The organism is Methylobacterium sp. Leaf469 (assembly GCF_001424745.1).
Classification (GTDB): Bacteria; Pseudomonadota; Alphaproteobacteria; order Rhizobiales; family Beijerinckiaceae; genus Methylobacterium.
In genome coordinates this window covers 109,204-126,337 of sequence record NZ_LMRE01000004.1, presented here as the reverse complement: position 1 = coordinate 126,337, position 17,134 = coordinate 109,204, and the positions used below count along the sequence as shown (strand labels likewise).

At 65.5% G+C, this 17,134-nt stretch carries 17 protein-coding genes; 12 read left to right on the top strand and 5 right to left on the bottom strand.

What is annotated here, in order from left to right; all coding sequences use genetic code 11:
• Positions 1 to 19: 19 nt before the first annotated feature.
• On the bottom strand, positions 20 to 994 hold the full coding sequence (locus ASG60_RS05555) for an ABC transporter substrate-binding protein (RefSeq protein ID WP_244472929.1): 975 nt from the start codon (positions 992 to 994) through the stop codon (positions 20 to 22).
• Positions 995 to 1,350: 356 nt separating this feature from the next.
• Between ASG60_RS05555 and ASG60_RS05550 the strand changes: the two genes are divergently transcribed.
• The gene (locus ASG60_RS05550; RefSeq protein ID WP_056384446.1) at positions 1,351 to 1,758 is read left to right on the top strand and encodes a DUF3597 domain-containing protein; all 408 of its coding nucleotides are present in this window, start codon (positions 1,351 to 1,353) and stop codon (positions 1,756 to 1,758) included.
• Positions 1,759 to 2,480: 722 nt separating this feature from the next.
• Positions 2,481 to 4,184, top strand: coding sequence for a hypothetical protein (locus tag ASG60_RS22505; RefSeq protein WP_210168486.1), 1,704 nt, complete (start codon positions 2,481 to 2,483; stop codon positions 4,182 to 4,184).
• 146 nt (positions 4,185 to 4,330) lie between these two features.
• Here ASG60_RS22505 and ASG60_RS05545 read toward each other — a convergent pair whose 3' ends face one another.
• The gene (locus tag ASG60_RS05545) at positions 4,331 to 5,224 is read right to left on the bottom strand and encodes an ATP-binding protein (protein WP_056384445.1); all 894 of its coding nucleotides are present in this window, start codon (positions 5,222 to 5,224) and stop codon (positions 4,331 to 4,333) included.
• Positions 5,225 to 5,445: 221 nt separating this feature from the next.
• Here ASG60_RS05545 and yajC point away from each other — a divergent pair, with 221 nt between their 5' ends.
• The 7 genes from yajC (at position 5,446) to ASG60_RS05510 (ending at position 11,881) form a co-directional block, all read left to right on the top strand.
• Positions 5,446 to 5,781: a preprotein translocase subunit YajC gene (gene yajC / locus ASG60_RS05540; RefSeq protein ID WP_056171456.1), complete on the top strand. Its 336-nt coding sequence runs from the start codon at positions 5,446 to 5,448 to the stop codon at positions 5,779 to 5,781.
• A 71-nt stretch (positions 5,782 to 5,852) separates the two neighbouring features.
• Positions 5,853 to 7,460, top strand: coding sequence for a protein translocase subunit SecD (gene secD / locus ASG60_RS05535; protein ID WP_056171453.1), 1,608 nt, complete (start codon positions 5,853 to 5,855; stop codon positions 7,458 to 7,460).
• Positions 7,461 to 7,520: 60 nt separating this feature from the next.
• Complete coding sequence (gene secF, locus ASG60_RS05530) at positions 7,521 to 8,468, top strand: protein translocase subunit SecF (protein ID WP_056171451.1); 948 nt, start codon at positions 7,521 to 7,523, stop codon at positions 8,466 to 8,468.
• A gap of 3 nt (positions 8,469 to 8,471) precedes the next feature.
• Positions 8,472 to 8,858 (top strand): MTH938/NDUFAF3 family protein, encoded by a 387-nt coding sequence (locus ASG60_RS05525; RefSeq protein WP_056171450.1) that lies wholly within the window; start codon positions 8,472 to 8,474, stop codon positions 8,856 to 8,858.
• Complete coding sequence (locus tag ASG60_RS05520; protein ID WP_056358715.1) at positions 8,855 to 9,736, top strand: phytoene/squalene synthase family protein; 882 nt, start codon at positions 8,855 to 8,857, stop codon at positions 9,734 to 9,736. Before ASG60_RS05525 ends, ASG60_RS05520 begins: the two co-directional genes overlap by 4 nt.
• A gap of 86 nt (positions 9,737 to 9,822) precedes the next feature.
• Positions 9,823 to 10,593 carry an ion channel gene (locus ASG60_RS05515; RefSeq protein WP_056171446.1) on the top strand — a complete coding sequence of 257 codons (771 nt, stop codon included), beginning with the start codon at positions 9,823 to 9,825 and terminating at the stop codon, positions 10,591 to 10,593.
• 391 nt (positions 10,594 to 10,984) lie between these two features.
• Positions 10,985 to 11,881, top strand: a complete 897-nt coding sequence (locus tag ASG60_RS05510; RefSeq protein WP_156398798.1) for a glyoxalase superfamily protein — start codon at positions 10,985 to 10,987, stop codon at positions 11,879 to 11,881.
• Here ASG60_RS05510 and ASG60_RS05505 read toward each other — a convergent pair.
• Entirely contained in the window at positions 11,868 to 12,791 is a 924-nt protein-coding gene (locus tag ASG60_RS05505; RefSeq protein WP_056168855.1) for a manganese catalase family protein, read from the bottom strand. The two genes, ASG60_RS05510 and ASG60_RS05505, sit on opposite strands and share 14 nt — an antisense overlap.
• A 278-nt stretch (positions 12,792 to 13,069) precedes the next feature.
• On the opposite strand from ASG60_RS05505, the gene ASG60_RS05500 reads away from it, so the two are divergent.
• The 3 genes from ASG60_RS05500 to ASG60_RS05490 all read left to right on the top strand — a co-directional run bounded on the left by ASG60_RS05500 (position 13,070) and on the right by ASG60_RS05490 (position 16,350).
• Positions 13,070 to 14,755 (top strand): L-lactate permease, encoded by a 1,686-nt coding sequence (locus ASG60_RS05500; protein WP_056169028.1) that lies wholly within the window; start codon positions 13,070 to 13,072, stop codon positions 14,753 to 14,755.
• 175 nt (positions 14,756 to 14,930) lie between these two features.
• Complete coding sequence (locus ASG60_RS05495; RefSeq protein ID WP_056384443.1) at positions 14,931 to 15,791, top strand: DMT family transporter; 861 nt, start codon at positions 14,931 to 14,933, stop codon at positions 15,789 to 15,791.
• 31 nt (positions 15,792 to 15,822) lie between these two features.
• Positions 15,823 to 16,350 carry a GNAT family N-acetyltransferase gene (locus ASG60_RS05490; RefSeq protein ID WP_056168862.1) on the top strand — a complete coding sequence of 176 codons (528 nt, stop codon included), beginning with the start codon at positions 15,823 to 15,825 and terminating at the stop codon, positions 16,348 to 16,350.
• Between the two features lie 47 nt (positions 16,351 to 16,397).
• Here the strand turns inward: ASG60_RS05490 and ASG60_RS05485 are convergent, their stop codons facing one another.
• Both ASG60_RS05485 and ASG60_RS21805 read right to left on the bottom strand, forming a co-directional pair.
• Positions 16,398 to 16,784: a helix-turn-helix domain-containing protein gene (locus ASG60_RS05485; RefSeq protein WP_056384470.1), complete on the bottom strand. Its 387-nt coding sequence runs from the start codon at positions 16,782 to 16,784 to the stop codon at positions 16,398 to 16,400.
• Positions 16,751 to 17,035: a BrnT family toxin gene (locus ASG60_RS21805; protein ID WP_082531621.1), complete on the bottom strand. Its 285-nt coding sequence runs from the start codon at positions 17,033 to 17,035 to the stop codon at positions 16,751 to 16,753. The genes ASG60_RS05485 and ASG60_RS21805 overlap by 34 nt, the downstream gene beginning before the upstream one ends.
• Positions 17,036 to 17,134 lie beyond the last annotated feature (99 nt).

Below are 17,134 nucleotides of genomic sequence, written 5' to 3'. Positions count from 1 at the left end.
GTTCAAGCGGGCGCGCGGCTCAGCGCGCGGTCGCCTTCTCGTAGGGGCGCGGGTCGAACAGACCGTCCAGCGGCACGTCCTTGTCCAGCGTCCCGATGGAGACCTGATAGGCCTGCATCGCCTTGGTGGCCTCGACGATGGCGCGGGGATCGGCGGTGAATTTCGCCGCCGGCGAGGTGATGGCCTTCTGGATGGTGGCGAGATCGGTGATGCCCTTGCCCAAAGCCGCCTCGACGGGCTTCGCCGCGCGGGCCGGATCGGATTTCAGCAACTCGCTCGCCTTGATCACGGCCTTCACCAGGCCCTCGACGGCCGCCGGGTTCTTGTCCGCGAAGGCGCCGAACACGCCCACCACGGTGCCGGGCTGGTTGGGGAACATCTCACCGCCCGTGGCGATGAGTTTGATCGCCGGGTTGCGCTGCTGGACGATGGTGAGCGCCGGCTCGCGGATGGAGGCGCCGTCGACGGCCCCGGCCAGCACCGCCTGCTGGGTCGCGTCGATGCCCATGGCGACCACCTCGGCATTCGCCTTGTCGGCCTTGGCGACCTGCCAGAGCCAATGCTGCAGGGTGGTGTTGGGCACGGAGCCCGGCGGCTGGGTGGCGAGGCGGGCGGGCCGGCCCTCCTTGGCCTTGAACTGGGCGAAGGCCTCGGCCTTGCCGGCGCCGTTCGCGAAGTAGGGGGCGAGCTTCGGCCCGGCCACGAACACCATCTCCTCGATGGCGGTGGCGGCCACCACGCGGACGTCGATGCCCTTGGTGCGGGCGACGGCGAGGGGCGCGACGCCGGCGACGTAGACGTCGATGGTGCCCGACGCCAGGGCCTGGATCATGTTGGGGCCGGATTCGAAGGTGGTGAAGGTGGGGGCGAGCCCCGCCTCCTTGAGCCAGCCCTCGCCGTTGGCGACGAAGACCGGCGCCGCGCCGACGACCGGGATCACGCCGATGCGCACGGGCACGGGGGCGGTGCTCTGGGCCGAGGCGACGCCCGTCATGGAGAGCAGCAGGGCGAAAACGGGCAGGAGGCGCATCGGTCAGGTCCGGTCAGGGGCGTCGAGAAGGGTGGCCGACGGCACGGGGCGCCCCAGGGCTCCACCGCACGGATCGATCGGGGCTTCTGGTCCCGGGCCTTGGCACGGGGCGCCGGGGCACGCAAGAATTTGCTCGCGTCTCCGGCCTGTTGCCCCGTGCTTTGGAAGATCCCTCTCCGTTCGCGGGGGCGGGCAGGGCGGTTCTGTCGCGGCCCGGGCGGGTTCCGGCGCGGCTTTCGGGAACGGCCTCGTCTCGCTTCCGTTATCCCCCCGCTGCGGCCACCGGGCCGGCGGCGGCACCAGAATCAGGGATTTCCACCATGAGCCTCCTCGGCAGCATCGTCAGCAAGATCCTCCATCCCTTCGGAGGCGGCGACGCCCAGGCCAAGCCCGCCGACGCCCCGGCCACCACCGGCTCCGACGCGCCCGCCCCCACCGGCACGGCCACGGGCGGTTCCGTCCCGGCCGGCTCCGTCGATGTCGAGGAGGTTCTCAACGGCATGGCCGCCAAGAACGGCCAGACCCTCAACTGGCGCACCTCCATCGTCGACCTGATGAAGCTCCTCGACCTCGATTCGAGCCTCACCGCCCGCAAGCAGCTCGCCGACGAGCTGCACTACACGGGCGACAAGGACGATTCGGCTTCCATGAACGTCTGGCTGCACAAGCAGGTGATCAAGAAGCTCGAAGAGAACGGCGGCAAGGTCCCGGCCGATCTGAAGGATTGATTTTTTGATCGTTTAGGCGCGCATTCGCGTCTGAGCTTCGTGAAAGGCCCGGTTGCCTATGTGGTGGCCGGGCTTTTCTGTTTCTGCCCAAATTTCGGTTGAGTAGCTTTCGATACTGAATTTGGATTATGATAAATTTAGCTGTGATAGAAATGCGTCCTCTGTGAGGATCCGTTGAATAAATTAGTGTTGCGAATAATCGCGACGGGACAGCAGATTGCTCCCCGAAGAACGTTTTATAAGATTTGTTTCTTGAAGATCGTGGTTTTGGTTATTTCTGGTGATGAAGCATGACTGATCAAGCGCGGAAATCTCACGAGATCGATCTAGCAATTGAAGCTTCCGCCGGAATGGCGTTTGTAAATCGGAAGTATAGCAGAAGTTTTTCGATTAATATATTTCGTGCGAACGCAACAGAATTGATCGAGGCATTGCGACACTTAAGTGACCCTGACCACGGCTTGCGTATGATGTCTCATGATAACAGAGAGGCTGGGAGACAAGCTCACAGAGAGGTAAGTCGTAGGATACACAACTTCGTAGCTGCCGCGAAAACGTTGGTCGATCACACCCGGGTCTTTATGAAAGACCATTACGAACGAACATCCATGTTAGAAATATACGAAGAAGAAGCAAAGAGGCGGTTTGAAAAAAATCCGATCGCGAAATTCACACATGATCTTCGAAACTACATGCTGCATTGAGGTTTACCTAGTTCAACAATGTTTGTCCGTTACTCCCAAGATCCTGAGCAGCCAAGTTTGGCCGCACAGATCACGACAGGGGTGCAACTCGACGCTGAGAAGTTGAGAAATTGGGATCGTTGGACCGCACCGGCCCGTGCCTACTTAGATACAGTAGGAGAAGAAGTGCCAATAGAAGATTTTGTAAGCTCATATGCTTTAGAAATTGAAGAATTCCAAATTTGGATCGACGATCAGCTTGTAAAGTTTCATGCGGCCGATATAGCAGAGCTTGATGCGCTGCGCGAAGAGTATGCGTTAAGTAAGAGTGTGATTGAAGTTCCGCATGAGACGGAATCGCTTGAACAATCCGCTGTGTCCGACCTTGAAGGCGAACTTATAGATGATTTTCTACTTCCACCAACAACTGCGATTGAAATTGCTCAAATGGGCGCTGATCTGCTCGCCAGCATTCGTAAACTAGATTTTGCTGCTATGGGAAAAGATCATTTCAAAAGTGATCGTCCTGTTGGCGCAAAAATAACGCCCGAAGACATTATCGGTCAGCCGATTATCGCTGGAGAGGATAAAGATGGAAATCCAGTTCTTGGATTTATCTTAAGGGGATCAGAGGTCTATGGGTTCGACCATAAATCCATTGAATTGCTTCAGAATACAACGAATTCATTATTTGATATCTCGTGGGCTAAGCAGCGTCTGAGCGAAAAATTTGTTTGGAATGCGATAATTGACTGGTGTATTTCATCGTTCAATTCCGGTGGTGCCGTAAATTTAGCCGAATCAATTGTATCTATTAGCAAAATTGAAGTGAAGTCATTAGATGTCTGGGCTCCAATAGCTCACCTGGAGATTGAAAGCGGTTTTTCATTCGGCCCCGTAGACATCCTTCCGATGACCGCCGAAATGATCAACAGACTTGAGTCAGATGGCATCAAATCTTCACCTAGCCAAGAAGCGGGAATCCGCGGGCTATTCAACAGTCTACGAGGGACCATACAAGGTTACGCTTCAGTTGTGGTCCATTTAAAAGGTGTTAGCGAACGTGCGAAATTAGAAGGTCTCGCGATAGGCCGCGAAGCCATTAATTTGCTGCGATTCTTTTCTCCAGCTGCTTCTGTAGCCGATTTATACTGCCCTACATCTTTATTTGGCAGTGAAGTTGTGCCAACTAGCCACGTGTTGGTTCTTGGGGATGGTAGTTTCTCATATTCAGAGGAAGGCCTACCCATCAGCGTCGCGTACTGGCGGATGTCAAATGCGAAGCTCGCGAATTTACGAGAGGCTCTAAACGCGACGGGCGCGTTGATCCGAACGGAGTATCTGGACGAGTTCGAGCGCGCTGTAAGATCAGGTATGATACTTTTCGGTACAGCGGCCACTTTTAGAGAGCCAAGCGATCGATTAATTTACACCCTATCGGCGATGGAAGGACTTCTTCTCAAGCATGAATTAGAGGTTGCTGCCTATTCAGTCGAGAAAAGGATGGCGCAACTTTTGGCGAATGATGAAGAAGTGCCGAGCGAAGTCGCTCGCATCGTCCGCGCAATCTACCGCCTTCGAGCTAGACATGGTTCATTGCAGTGGTCGGATTTTGACAGAGATGTATTGCAAGAGTTTGTTCGATACGCCCATAGGGTGATCGTTCTAGCGTTGCAAAATATCTCGCAATTCGGCACGCGCGCAGATTTTATAGAGGCCATTGAATGCACGAATCGCGCGTGACAAAAACTTTAGGATTGGTGTGGGCACGATATATTTGGTAGCCAAAGTGCAAGAACGAATTTTCCCTTCTCGATTCATGCTTCGAGTTTGCTGCATGGCGCTTCGGTATTCATTGTGAGGATGAAGCTTCGGTAATGGCCCGGGGCTCAACCCAACCGCTGCCCAAGCCGTCCCGCCAGATCCTGAATGTACTGGAACGCCGTGCGCCCCGAGCGCGAGCCCCGGGTGGTCGCCCATTCCAGGGCCTCGGCCCGCACGGTGTCGGGGTCGGCGGTCAGCCCGTGGCGGGCCACGTAGGCGCGGACCATGGCGAGGTATTCGTCCTGGCTGCACTTGTGGAAGCCGAGCCACAGGCCGAAGCGGTCGGAGAGGGACACCTTCTCCTCCACGGCCTCGCCGGGATTGATGGCCGTGGAGCGCTCGTTCTCCACCATGTCGCGGGCGAGCAGGTGCCGGCGGTTGGAGGTGGCGTAGAACAGCACGTTCTCGGGGCGCCCCTCGATGCCGCCGTCCAGCGCCGTCTTGAGGGACTTGTACGAGGTGTCGTCGCCGTCGAACGACAGGTCGTCGCAGAACACGATCCAGCGGTGCCGGTCGCCCCGCAGGGTCGCCATGAGGTCGGGCAGGGCCTCGATGTCTTCGCGATGAATTTCCACCAGCTTGAGCGGGAGGGCGTCGCCCCGGGCCGCGTTGATCTCGGCGTGCACGGCCTTCACCAGGGACGACTTGCCCATGCCGCGCGCCCCCCACAGCAGGGCGTTGTTGGCCGGCAGGCCGGCGGCGAAGCGCCGGGTGTTCTCCGCCAGCGTGTCGCGGGCCCGATCGATGCCCGTGAGCAGGCCGATCTCGACGCGGTTGACGGAGCGCACCGGGATCAGCCGGCGCTCGGGCCCCCACAGGAACGCGTCGGCCGCCGCGACGTCCACCGCCGGGCTGGCGGGGGGCGCGGCCCGCTCCAGGGCGGCGGCGATGCGCTCCAGCACGGGCAGCAGATCGGGGTGAAGGGTTTCGTGCGGGGCCGGGTCGGTGGCAGAGGTCATCGCGAAAGGTCCTTCGGGCGGGCGCGGGGGCCGGTTTAGGGCAAATCCGCCGAAAGATCAGCGTCCCCCGGGGCAGGGGGCTTGCGCCCGGGACCGTTTCGCCCCAGGCCCACGCCGTTGCTTTCACTTAGGCCGTGGCTATAGTCCGCGCGCTTTTTCGACAGGCCCGCACGCCCCCTCGCCCGAGGGGATCGGGGCCGTATCCTTGAGGAGTCACGCGCTTGATCACCCCCGCCTTCGCGCAAGGGGCCTCCGCGGCCGCTGGCGGAGCGGACATCGCCTTGCAGGTGGTGCCGTTCGTCCTCATCTTCGTCATCATGTACTTCCTGATCCTCCGCCCGCAGCAGCGCCGCGTGAAGGAGCATCAGAGCATGGTCAAGAACGTGCGCCGCGACGACACCGTCGTCACCACCGGCGGCATCGTCGGCCGCGTCACCAAGGTCGCCGACGACGCCTCGGAGATCGAGGTCGAGATCGCCCCCAACGTCCGCGTCAAGGTCGTCCGCACCATGATCGCGGAAGTCCGGGTCAAGGGCGGGCCGGTCAAGGCCGCCTGAGCCATCGACGGACGAGGCCGGCGCAAGGGCCGGCCTCGCAATCAAGAAACGGCAAGGGACGGGACTTCCGGATGCTGCGCTTCTCGCGAACCAAGATCGTCACGACGCTGGCCGTCATCCTCATCGGCCTGAGCCTCGCCGTGCCGAGCTTCTTCTCGCCGGAGCAGCGCAAGGGCTTCATGGCGGGGCTGCCGGGCTGGTTCCCGAGCTGGATCATCCCCCAGCGCGCCATCGTGCTCGGCCTCGACCTCCAGGGCGGCTCGCAGCTCCTGCTGGAGGTCGACCAGAACGAACTCGTGGCGTCCCAGGGCAAGGCGCTCCGCGACGACGTGCGCCGCATCCTCCAACAGGAATCCGTCCGGGCCGAGGGCGGCATCCAGCTCTTGCAGCGCGGTGTTCAGGTCCGCGTCCCCGACGATGCGGCGCGCGCCAAGGTGCTGCCGAAGCTGCGCGAACTCGCCCAGCCCATCGCCAATCCCCTCGTCGGCCAGGGCTCGGGCCGCACCCTCGACATCGCCGAGCAGCCCGACGGCGCCATCCGCCTGAGCCTCACCGATGCGGGCATCACCGAGCGCACCCGCCGCGCCGTGAGCCAGGGCATCGAGGTCATCCGTCGCCGCCTCGATTCCACGGGCACCACCGAGCCGTCGATCCAGCAGCAGGGCGCCGACCGCATCCTGATCCAGGTGCCCGGCGAGCAGAACCCGGAGCGCCTCGAGAAGCTCCTGGGGAGCACCGCCAAGCTCGAATTCCGCATGCTGTCGGACTCGCCCTCGGGTGACGTCGATCTGCTGCCTTCCAAGGACGAGAAGGGCGCCAAGGTCCCCGTCGAGCGCCGGGTCATGGCCGATGGCGGCGACCTCACCGACGCCCAGCCGGCCTTCGACCATCAGACCCAGGAGCCGATGGTCTCCTTCAAGTTCAACCTGAAGGGCGCCCAGCGCTTCGGGCAGGCGACGGCCGAGAACGTCGGCCGCCGCATGGCCATCGTGCTCGACAACGAGGTGGTCTCGGCGCCGCGCATCAACACGCCGATCACCGGCGGCTCCGGCCAGATCACGGGCAACTTCACGGTCGCCCAGGCCAACGACCTCTCGGTGCTCCTGCGCGCCGGCGCCCTGCCGGCGAAGTTCACCGTGGTCGAGCGCCGCGTCGTCGGCCCGGGCCTCGGCCGCGACTCGATCCAGGCCGGCAAGCTGGCGACGTTGGTCGCCGGCGCCCTGGTCATCGTGTTCATGTTCGCCACCTACGGGGTGTTCGGCTTCTTCGCCAACATCGCCCTCATCGTCCATGTCGGCCTCATCCTGGGCCTGATGTCGGTGCTGGAGGCCACCATGACCCTGCCGGGCATCGCCGGCATCGTGCTCACCATCGGCACGGCGGTGGATTCCAACGTGCTGATCTACGAGCGCGTGCGCGAGGAGGTGCGGGCGGGCCGCTCCATCGTCTCGGCCCTGCAGGCGGGCTTCGACAAGGCGTTCGCCACCATCATCGACTCGAACTCGACCATGGCCATCGCCGCCCTGATCCTGTTCTTCCTCGGCTCCGGCCCGGTGAAGGGCTTCGCCGTGGTGTTCATCCTCGGCATCCTCACGACCGTCATCACCGCCGTGACCCTGACCCGCATGATGATCGCCCTGTGGTACAATATCGCCCGGCCGAAAGCCCTGCCGTTCTGATCGTCCCCACCGGGGACGCCCGCCGGCCCTTTCGACCCTGAGACACATTCGAGACCGATCATGCGTCTGCTCCGCCTCTGGCCCGACGAATCGCACTTCGATTTCATGCGCTTCCGGCGGTTCACCTTCCCGCTTTCGGCGCTGATGTCGGTGGCGACCGTGATCCTGTTCCTCACGGTGGGCCTCAACTTTGGCATCGACTTCAAGGGCGGCACCCTCGTCGAGCTCCAGGCGAAATCCGGCACCGCCGATGTCGGGGCCGTGCGCCACACGGCGAACGGCTTCGGCTTCGGCGAGACCGAGGTGCAGGAACTCGGCGGCCAGGGCACCATCCTGGTGCGCTTCCCGCTCCAGGCCGGCGAGCAGGGCCAGACGGCGGTGATGCAGAAGGCGCACGCCTCGTTCGACGCCGAGTACGAGTTCCGCCGCACGGAGACCGTCGGCCCCCGCGTCTCGGGCGAACTCGTGCAGTCCGGCACCATCGGGGTGGTGCTCTCGGTGCTGGCGGTGCTGTTCTACCTGTGGTTCCGGTTCGAGCGGGAACTCGCCCTCGGGGCGATCGTGGGCACCCTCCACGACATCGTGCTCACCATCGGCATCTTCGTCATCACCCGCATCGAGTTCAACATGACCTCGATCGCCGCGATCCTCACCATCGTGGGCTACTCGCTCAACGAGACCGTGGTGGTGTTCGACCGGACCCGCGAACTGATGCGCCGCTACAAGACGATCCCCACGGTGGAGCTCCTCAACCTGTCCATCAACTCCACCATGTCCCGCACGGTGATGACGGCGACCTCCGCCTTCCTGTCCTTGCTCGCCCTGGTGCTGTTCGGCGGCGAGGCGATCAAGGGCTTCGCCATCGTGATGCTGGCCGGCGTCGTCATCTGCACCTACTCGGCGATCTTCGTCTCGACGCCGGTGCTGATCTACCTCGGCCTCATGCTCTCGGGGGTGAAGGCGCAGGCCGCCCGGTCGGGCGGGCGGGTGCCCCAGGCGGCGGAGTAGCGCATGGCAGCCGGCAGCCTCCACGACGGCTACGTTCCCGGCCGCCACATCATCGACGCCTACGGCAACGGCGGCTTCCGCTTCGCCGAGATGTCCCATCGCGGCTCGATCCTGATGCTGCCCTCGGGCGTCCGTGCCTGGGCGCCCGACGACGCCCGGGCCATCGACCGCAACGCCCTGCGGCCCGTGGTGGCGGAGGGGGGGGCGGTCGAACTCCTCCTCATCGGGACCGGCCTCGACATCGCGCCCCTGCCCGACGCCCTGCGGCGCTGGCTGAAGGAGGCCGGCATCGGCCTCGACGTGATGCAGACGGGTGCGGCGGCCCGCACCTACAACATCCTGGTGGCCGAGAACCGCAAGGTCGCCGCCGCCCTGGTGGCGGTCGCATGACGGACACTGACACCAAAGCCGGCCCGGCCGGCGGCCTCGACTTCGCGTTCGGGCATTGCGAGGCCCTGGTGAAGGCGGGCGACCCAGACCGTTACTTCGCCACCCTGTTCGCCCCCGCGAGCGCCCGGCCGCACCTCATCGCCCTCATCGCCTTCAGCCTCACCATCGCCCGCACCCGCGAGGCGGCCTCGAACCCCATGGCGGGCGAGATCCGCCTGCAATGGTGGCGCGACGCCCTCCAGGGCGAGGCGCGGGGCGACGTGAAGGCCAACCCCGTGGCGGCGGCCCTCGACGACGCCATCGTCAAGCGCAAGCTCGGGCGCCAGCCCTTCGTCGATCTCATCGACGCCCGCGTCTTCGACCTCTACGACGACCCGATGCCGCGGGTGAACGACCTCGAGGGCTATTGCGGCGAGACGGCCTCGGCCCTCATCCGCCTCGGCGGCCTCGTCCTGTGCGACGGCGCCGAGCCCGGCGGCGCGGCGGCCGCCGGCCATGCGGGCGTCGCCTACGGCATCACCGGCCTGCTGCGGTCCCTGCCGTGGCATGCGCGCGGCGGCCAGGTCTACCTCCCGGCCGACATCCTGAAGACGTACGGCGTCACCCGCGAGGACGTGGTGACGGGCCGCGGCGGCCCCGGCCTCGTGCACGCCTGCGCCGACCTTCGGGCGCTCGCCCGCCGCCACCTCGCGGCCTACGCGGCGGCGCGCGGCACCATCGCGCCCGCCGCGCGGGCCGCCTTCCTCCCCGTGGCCCTGGTGGAACCCTACCTCGCCGCCATGGAACGCCCGGGCTACGACCCGCTGAACACCCTCATCGAGATCCCGCGCTGGCGCCGGCTTTGGCGCCTGTGGCGGGCGTCCCGGGGGGCGTTCTAGGGGCGAACGCGTTTCGGTCGGGTCCGAATCCATGGGGCCGGGCAAGGATGCGTTATGGGTTGACCCCTGCCCGTAAGATCGGACTCATGACCACGCTGAAAGCTAGGCTTCAGGCCCTCTACGAAGGCGACACCGACCGAGCGCACCGCTTCCGTTACGCACTGCTGGCGTTTGACATAGCGACGATCGCTTTCGTCATCGTCACATCTTTTCTGCCACTTTCACCTTGGATCGTCGTACTCGACGTGGCGCTTGGCGCAGGTGTTCTGGCCGATTTCCTCGGCCGCCTGCTGATTAGCCGGGCGCCGGCCCGCGAGTTCCTGCGGCTGAGCACTTGGACGGACGTGGTGGCGATCGTCTCATTCCTGGCGCCAATGGTCGTGCAGGGCGTCGGCTTTCTGCGCATCCTGCGCACCCTTCGACTGTTGCGCACCTACCAACTGCTTGAACGGTTGCGGCACGATAGTCCGTTTTTCCGGCGGAACGATGATGCCATTCTGGCCGCCACCAACCTTATGGTGTTCGTGTTCGTAATGACCGGTGTCATCTACGTCACGCAAGCAGGGAGCAACCCAGCGATCGGCAGTCCGGTCGACGCACTGTACTTCACGGTCACATCCCTCACGACCACCGGCTACGGCGATATCACGTTACCGGGACCGACCGGGCGCCTGATCTCGGTGTTCGTGATGATATGCGGGGTGACACTCTTCTTCCGGCTCGCCCAAGTCGTATTTCGCCCCTACAAGGTACGCTTCCCGTGTCCGACCTGTGGGCTGCAGCGTCACGAGCTGGATGCTGTACACTGCAAAGCCTGCGGCACCACGCTGAACATCCCCGACGAAGGCGCATATTAAGACAATTGTGTAGGGCGGGATCAGGCTCGGGAAGAAGTCCGACCGACGCAGATCGCGGCAGCACTCCAACGATGGACGTTCCAAAGGCTCCAGTTCGTTGAATTTCGGTCATTACGGAGGGCACACCCCAACGCCGATGATGGACCGGAGGCGGAGCGTCCGCTTCAGGGCAAGGGGTCAGGGCCCGCTCCCCACCCACCAAGGGCGCCACGCTCCCGGGTTGACAGCGAGGTCCGCCGGCGCTTCTGTCATGTCGGCTCGTGCAGCCGGCCGCTCGCGCCGCAAGGCATGGTGAATGCACGTTTCCCCCGATTCGGTCTGACCCCCTGGGCGGTCCCCTCGGCAAAGCGAGCCCCGATACGAGCGACTGCCCGGTTCGAGGATCGGACGCATGCATATCCCACATGACCCGAAGGCGATGGCCAAGAGCCTTCGTCAGGCGCTCGCCGAGCGCCGTGTCGAGATTTCCCACGGCGACAGTCTGGAATGTGTCGCGCGTCAGTTCGGCTGGCGCGACTGGAATACCCTGGCGGCCCAGCTCGACCGGCCCGTCCTGCGCCTCCCCGAAGATTGGACCGTCGCCGGCACCCGCAGCGACGATTACGAGATGGGTCTCGATCCGGCGGAAGGCTGCGCGCTCATCCGCTACCGGGTCGCCCTGGCCGACCCGTCCCTCGGTCCGGCATCGACGGGCTTCGGGGCGCTCATGCAGAACTTCCGCGCCGATGGCTTCCGCGACAAGCGCCTCGAACTCAGCGCGCACCTGAGAGCACGGGACGTCACGGGCGCCGGATCGCTGTGGATGCGGATCGACGGTGACAAGGGGCGCATGCTGGCCTTCGACAACATGGATGGGCGCACGCGCGAGGGGCCGCTCGTCGGCACCGTCGGGTGGCAGGAACGGTCCATCGTCATGGACGTGCCCCCGGAGGCCCAGTCGATCCATTTCGGGTTTTTCCTGCGCGGCGGAGGCAGTCTGTGGGCCCGGCGGTTGCGCTTTGCCGAAGTGGGGGCGTCCGTGGCGGTGACGGATCACGCCGTCCCCCGGCGGGCGGCCCCGACGAATCTCGATTTCGCAGCCGGCGCGTCGTCTCGGGGCCAGTCCGGGCGACGGCCGCCCGGACTGGCCCCGTGCTCGCAAACCACCCGGACCAAGATGCGCAGCCGCCGCAGACGGAGCGATCCGAGCGCGCAATCAGGGTCGACACGTTCGGACGAACCAGAAGGGGCGGCCCCGAAGGAACCGCCCCTGTTTCACATCGAGAGAACCCGCCTCAGCGCGCCTTGAGGGTCAGCTTCTTGGCGATCTCGAACATCTCCTCCGGGGCGTAGTCCGGGGTGAAGGCCGAGGGGACACCCGTGAGCTGGTGGATCTTGCCGCCGTCCGGCATGCCCTCGACGACGGAGAGCTCGCCGGGCGGATCGCCCGGAAGGGCGACTTCGCCGTTGCCCCAGATGCCCGCCATCTCCTTGTAGTCGCTCGGGCTGAAGGTGTAGAGCCGGCGGTGCGAACCCTCCTGCAGGTACTTCTGACACTCGGGGATCTTGTCGAGATTGATGTTCGGGGTTGGCAGGAACTTGTCGAGCTCGACGCCGGTGATCTTCTTGAGCGCCAGGGCGTAGGCGTGGGCGTGGACCGAGCCGCGCACCAGAAGATAACCGCAGACTTCGCGGCCCGTCGGGTCGGTCAGGGTTTCGTAGACCCGAAGCTTATGCAGGCGCGCGCCGCATTCGAGGTGGAAGTTGTGCAGCAGATCGACCACCACGTTGCCCGTGGTGGTGATGAAATCGTTGTTCCACGAGGCACCGTTGGAATTGACCGGGGTCACGCCGCCGCCGTTGGACAGGAACGCGGCCGCGAGGCGAATGTCCTTCATGTCCTCGAACGGGGCGCCCGAGATGTCGCCGCCGTTCGTCTCGTCGCCGTCGTTGTCCGGGCCGTTGTTGAGCATGGCGACGCCGTTGCTCACGAGCTCGACATGGCCGAGTTCCTCGGCCGTGATGGCTGCAACCAGACTATAGAACGGACGCAACTTGGACTTGCTGCGGAAGTTGAAGCTCTGGAACATGTAATTGCCCAGTGTCGACATCTCCCCGTACTTGCCGCCGAGCAGTTCCTGTAGGGCCGCGGCGGCGTTCGGATCTTTCTTTTTCGGGGCGGGAAGCTCGGCTTGAAGCTGATCGACACGCATAAACATAAGTTATTCTCCGGTTCCGGGGCTGATCGGCGTCTCGGTGGAACCGGAGCGAAGCGGGCATGTTCCGCCGTTGCGCCATGATCACGCAGGCGCGACCGAGCCGGAACCGACGGGCCGCACGCGCCACGGCCCCGGCCGGCCCCGTGGTGGCGCGCTCGCAACTGTCTCTGAATACATGATTAACCCGCGTTGAGCCGGCTCCGGGCGTCTGCTAGCAACGATTCCAAGGTTCCGGCGGAGATCGGGGCCACCTTGGGAGGACGTTGCCCGTGAACACCGTGACCACCTGGAATCAGGTCTACGACCCGTTCGGGAGCCCCTGGCTCTCGACGCTCGCCGCCTCGCTGCCGGTCATCGCGCTGCTGGGCATGATCGCCAGCGGCAAGGTCAAGGCCCACATCGCCGCCGTCCTCTCCCTGGTGCTGGCCTTCTGCGTCGCCGTGTTCCTGTTCGGCATGCCCGCCGATCTCGCCGCCCGCGCCTCCGGCTACGGCATCGCGCTCGGCCTGTTCCCCATCGGCTGGATCATCCTCAACGTCATCTTCCTCTACCGCCTGACGGTGGAGAAGGGGTGGTTCGCCACCCTTCAGCAATCGGTGGCGGGCATCACCACCGACCGGCGCCTGCAGCTGCTCCTCGTCGCCTTCGCCTTCGGGGCGTTCTTCGAGGGCGCCGGCGGCTTCGGCACCCCCGTGGCGGTGACCGGCGCCATCCTCATCGGGCTGGGCTTCTCGCCGCTGGCGGCTTCCGGCCTCTCGCTCATCGCCAACACGGCGCCCGTGGCCTACGGGGCGCTGGGCGCCCCCATCGCCGGCCTCGCCTCCGTGACAGGCTACGACCCCTACATCCTCGGCGCGATGATCGGCCGGCAGCTGCCGTTCTTCTCCGTGCTGGTGCCGTTCTGGCTCATCTGCGTGTTCGCGGGCTTCCGCGGCATGCTCCAGATCTGGCCCGCCATCCTCGTCTGCGGCGGCTCGTTCGCGCTCGCCCAGTTCGGCATCTCGAACTACGTCAACCCGTGGATCGTCGATATCGGCGCGGCGCTGGTCTCCATGGGCGCCCTAGTGCTGTTCCTGCGCTTCTGGCGCCCGGCCGTGATCTGGACCTCGCCGGCCCTGCGTGGCAACGACCCGTCCATCGGCTACGTCACCGCCGTCGACGGCCCCAAGGCCGCCGCCGCCACCCGCACCGCCACCTCCTCCGAGATCCTGCTGGCGTGGGTGCCGTGGATCATCCTCTCGGTGATCGTGGCGATCTGGGGCACCAAGTTCTTCAAGGATATCGTCGATCCGATCTTCATCTGGAACTATCCGGTGCCGGGCCTGCACAACGTCATCATGAAGGTGCCGCCGGTGGTGGCCACCGCCCATCCGGAGGCCGCCGTCTTCAAGTTCGCCTACATGTCCTACACCGGCACCGGCGTGCTGTTCGCGGCCATCCTCTCCGGCCTGCTCATGCGGTTCTCGCCGTGGCGCCTCGTGACCGCCTACATCGAGACCATCTGGGTCCTGCGCTACTCGCTCATCACCATCTCGGCGATGCTGGCGCTCGGCGTGCTGACCCGCTACGCGGGCGTCGACGCCACCCTCGGCCTCGCCTTCGCCGGCACCGGCATCCTCTACCCGTTCTTCGGCACCCTGCTCGGCTGGCTCGGCGTCGCGCTCACGGGCTCCGACACGGCCTCGAACGTGCTCTTCGGCGGCCTGCAGAAGATCACCTCGGAGCAGCTCGGCCTGTCGGGCATCCTCATGGCCTCGGCGAACTCGTCCGGCGGCGTCATGGGCAAGATGATCGACGCCCAGTCCATCGTCGTCGCCTCCACGGCCACGGGGTATTTCGGCCAGGAGAGCAAGATCCTGCGCTTCGTGTTCTGGCACTCCATCGTGCTCGCCTGCCTCGTCGGCGTGCTGGTGATGCTCCAGGCCTACGTCTACCCGTTCAACGCCATGGTGATTCACCCCTGAGGGTGAACGCCCGACGAACGCGACGCAGCCCGCCCCGGTCCGCCGGGGCGGGTTTTTTCGTGCGGGGTGTCCGGCCGGGGCCCCGGACAGTGTGGCCGGATCGTCCGGCGCCATCGCTGTCGCGGGGGCGGGGAGGCAGCTATCGCCGGGGTTCCTCGCCAAGAAAGGGACCCCGATGCTACGGACGACGCGGGGATGGGGCAGCGGCCTCCTCGGAATCCTCATCTTCAGCGCCTCCCTGCCGGCGACGCGGGTCGCCGTCGGGGGCTTTTCGCCCCTGTTCCTCACCGCGGCACGGGCGGTGATCGCCGCGCTCCTCGGCGCGGGGCTGCTCCTGGCGCTCGGCCAGACCCGGCCGGCCCGGCGCGACCTCGGATCCCTGGCCCTCGTGGCCGTCGGGGTGGTGGCCGGCTTTCCGCTGCTCACGGCCCTGGCGCTCCAGCACGTCACGTCCGCCCATTCCGTGGTGTTCGTCGGCCTGCTGCCGCTGGCCACCGCCGGGTTCGGAATCCTGCGCGGCGGCGAGCGGCCGCGTCCGGCCTTCTGGGCGTTCTCCGTTACCGGGGCGGCGGTGGTGGCGGGCTTCGCCCTGGCCCAGGGCGGCGGCGGCTCGTCGGTCGGCGACCTCCTGATGCTCGCCGCCATCCTGCTCTGCGGCCTCGGCTACGCCGAGGGCGCGGTCCTGTCGCGGCGCCTCGGCGGCTGGCAGGTGATCTCGTGGGCCCTCGTCCTGTCCCTGCCGGCGATGGCGGCCCTGGCCCTCGCGACCTTGCCGGCGACCTGGCGCGGGATCGGCTGGCCGGCCTGGGCCGGCCTCGCCTACGTCTCGGTGTTCAGCATGCTCGTCGGCTTCGTGTTCTGGTATCGTGGGCTCGCGCTCGGCGGGATCGCGGGCGTCGGGCAGCTGCAGCTCCTGCAGCCGTTCTTCGGCCTGGCGCTGGCCGGGCTCCTCCTGCACGAGCCCGTCGCCTGGTCCATGCTGGCGGCGGCCGGCCTCGTCGTCCTGTGCGTAGCGGGAGCCAAACGGTTCGCGTGAAGACCCGATGATGGGCTAGGATGGCGGCGCCATGTTCAAGCTCGCCACGCGCTACTCCCTCGCCAAGCTCTCCCCCGTGGAGACCGCCCGCCTGCGCCTCGCGCCCCTGGGGCCCGGGGACGCCGAGGCCGTGCGGGCGCTCACGGACGATCCGGCCATCACCGGCGCCATCGACTTCCTGCCCAGCCCCTTCACCCTGCAGGCGGCGCGCGGGCTCATCGGCCCCGCCAAGGTGAGGACCGATTGCTTCCTGGGCGCCCGCACGCATGCGGGGGCCCTCGTCGCCATCGTCGGTCTGCACCTGCGCGGCGACCACGCCGTCGAACTCGGCTACTGGGTCGGGGGCGGGGCCCGGGGGCAGGGCTACGGCGCCGAAGCCGTGACCGCCGCCATCGGCCTGCTGCGCCAGCGCTTCCCCCACCGATTCCTCGTCGCCGAGTGCCGCCCGGACAACGCCGCCTCCCGCGGCCTTCTCCTCAAGGTCGGGTTCCGCGACACCGGGGACGAAGGCCACCGGCCGGGGCGGACGATCTTCGCGTACGAGCCGAAAGCGGATTGAATCGAGGACGATCGAGGCATGCGTCGCGCGCCCTCGATGCGACGCGATCAACCGGATTTGGTCTCCGCCGCGTCCTTCCCCAGAAGACTGCTCCAGTCGATGCCCAGGGCCCGCAGAGCGGCCTCCGGCTCCCGGTCGAAGATGGTGAGGAGCGAGCGCGCGGCCGGGTCGGGCACCTTCCGGCCTTGTTCCCAGTTCCGGTAGGTCGTGACCGGAACACCGAGGGCATCGGCGAAGGATTGCTGCGTGACGCCGAGATTCTGCCTGATCTCGGCCGGCGCGCGCGCGAGAACATACCCTGTGGGGGCTGCGTCCGGGTCACCTCCGTCCTCGCGGGTATGGCGGCGGATGTCGGCCTCGGTCGTGGCTTCGATCTTTTCGCGGTTCGCCTGAGGACGGTTCAGTCGAAGTTGATCGAGGCTGATGCGTGCCATCGTTGACGCCCCCTGCGATTTGCGCGACGGGCCGAAATGATCCACCGCACAGAGCCGCGATCCGTAAAGGTAACGTGGGAGAGATCGCCCTCGATCTCTCCCAGGGCGTTCTGGCGAACCTCGCCGTAATCCCGCCGGTCGTCGGACTTCAGGAGCGTGCACCCGAGGAAGATCAGGGCGGCGAAGTCGAAGCCGAATCCGCGCTCCCCAAGATCTCGGTTCGACTTCTCGTCGTGCCACGCGAAGTCCATGGGTCAACCTACGCCCAGGGCTCACGGAATGCAACGAGTCATACGCCCTGGGCGCAGTGATAGTCTGGGCGTGTCCGGCGCGATGGAGTCGGGGCAGGC

Excerpts from the sequence above, each read along its gene's own strand:
- ASG60_RS05555 (WP_244472929.1), bottom strand. The coding sequence starts at position 994 with ATGACGGGCGTCGCCTCGGCCCAGAGCACCGCCCCCGTGCCCGTGCGC.
- ASG60_RS05550 (WP_056384446.1), top strand. The coding sequence starts at position 1,351 with ATGAGCCTCCTCGGCAGCATCGTCAGCAAGATCCTCCATCCCTTCGGA.
- ASG60_RS22505 (WP_210168486.1), top strand. The coding sequence starts at position 2,481 with ATGTTTGTCCGTTACTCCCAAGATCCTGAGCAGCCAAGTTTGGCCGCA.
- ASG60_RS05545 (WP_056384445.1), bottom strand. The coding sequence starts at position 5,224 with ATGACCTCTGCCACCGACCCGGCCCCGCACGAAACCCTTCACCCCGAT.
- secD (WP_056171453.1), top strand. The coding sequence starts at position 5,853 with ATGCTGCGCTTCTCGCGAACCAAGATCGTCACGACGCTGGCCGTCATC.
- secF (WP_056171451.1), top strand. The coding sequence starts at position 7,521 with ATGCGTCTGCTCCGCCTCTGGCCCGACGAATCGCACTTCGATTTCATG.
- ASG60_RS05525 (WP_056171450.1), top strand. The coding sequence starts at position 8,472 with ATGGCAGCCGGCAGCCTCCACGACGGCTACGTTCCCGGCCGCCACATC.
- ASG60_RS05520 (WP_056358715.1), top strand. The coding sequence starts at position 8,855 with ATGACGGACACTGACACCAAAGCCGGCCCGGCCGGCGGCCTCGACTTC.
- ASG60_RS05515 (WP_056171446.1), top strand. The coding sequence starts at position 9,823 with ATGACCACGCTGAAAGCTAGGCTTCAGGCCCTCTACGAAGGCGACACC.
- ASG60_RS05510 (WP_156398798.1), top strand. The coding sequence starts at position 10,985 with ATGCATATCCCACATGACCCGAAGGCGATGGCCAAGAGCCTTCGTCAG.
- ASG60_RS05505 (WP_056168855.1), bottom strand. The coding sequence starts at position 12,791 with ATGTTTATGCGTGTCGATCAGCTTCAAGCCGAGCTTCCCGCCCCGAAA.
- ASG60_RS05495 (WP_056384443.1), top strand. The coding sequence starts at position 14,931 with ATGCTACGGACGACGCGGGGATGGGGCAGCGGCCTCCTCGGAATCCTC.
- ASG60_RS05490 (WP_056168862.1), top strand. The coding sequence starts at position 15,823 with ATGTTCAAGCTCGCCACGCGCTACTCCCTCGCCAAGCTCTCCCCCGTG.
- ASG60_RS05485 (WP_056384470.1), bottom strand. The coding sequence starts at position 16,784 with ATGGCACGCATCAGCCTCGATCAACTTCGACTGAACCGTCCTCAGGCG.
- ASG60_RS21805 (WP_082531621.1), bottom strand. The coding sequence starts at position 17,035 with ATGGACTTCGCGTGGCACGACGAGAAGTCGAACCGAGATCTTGGGGAG.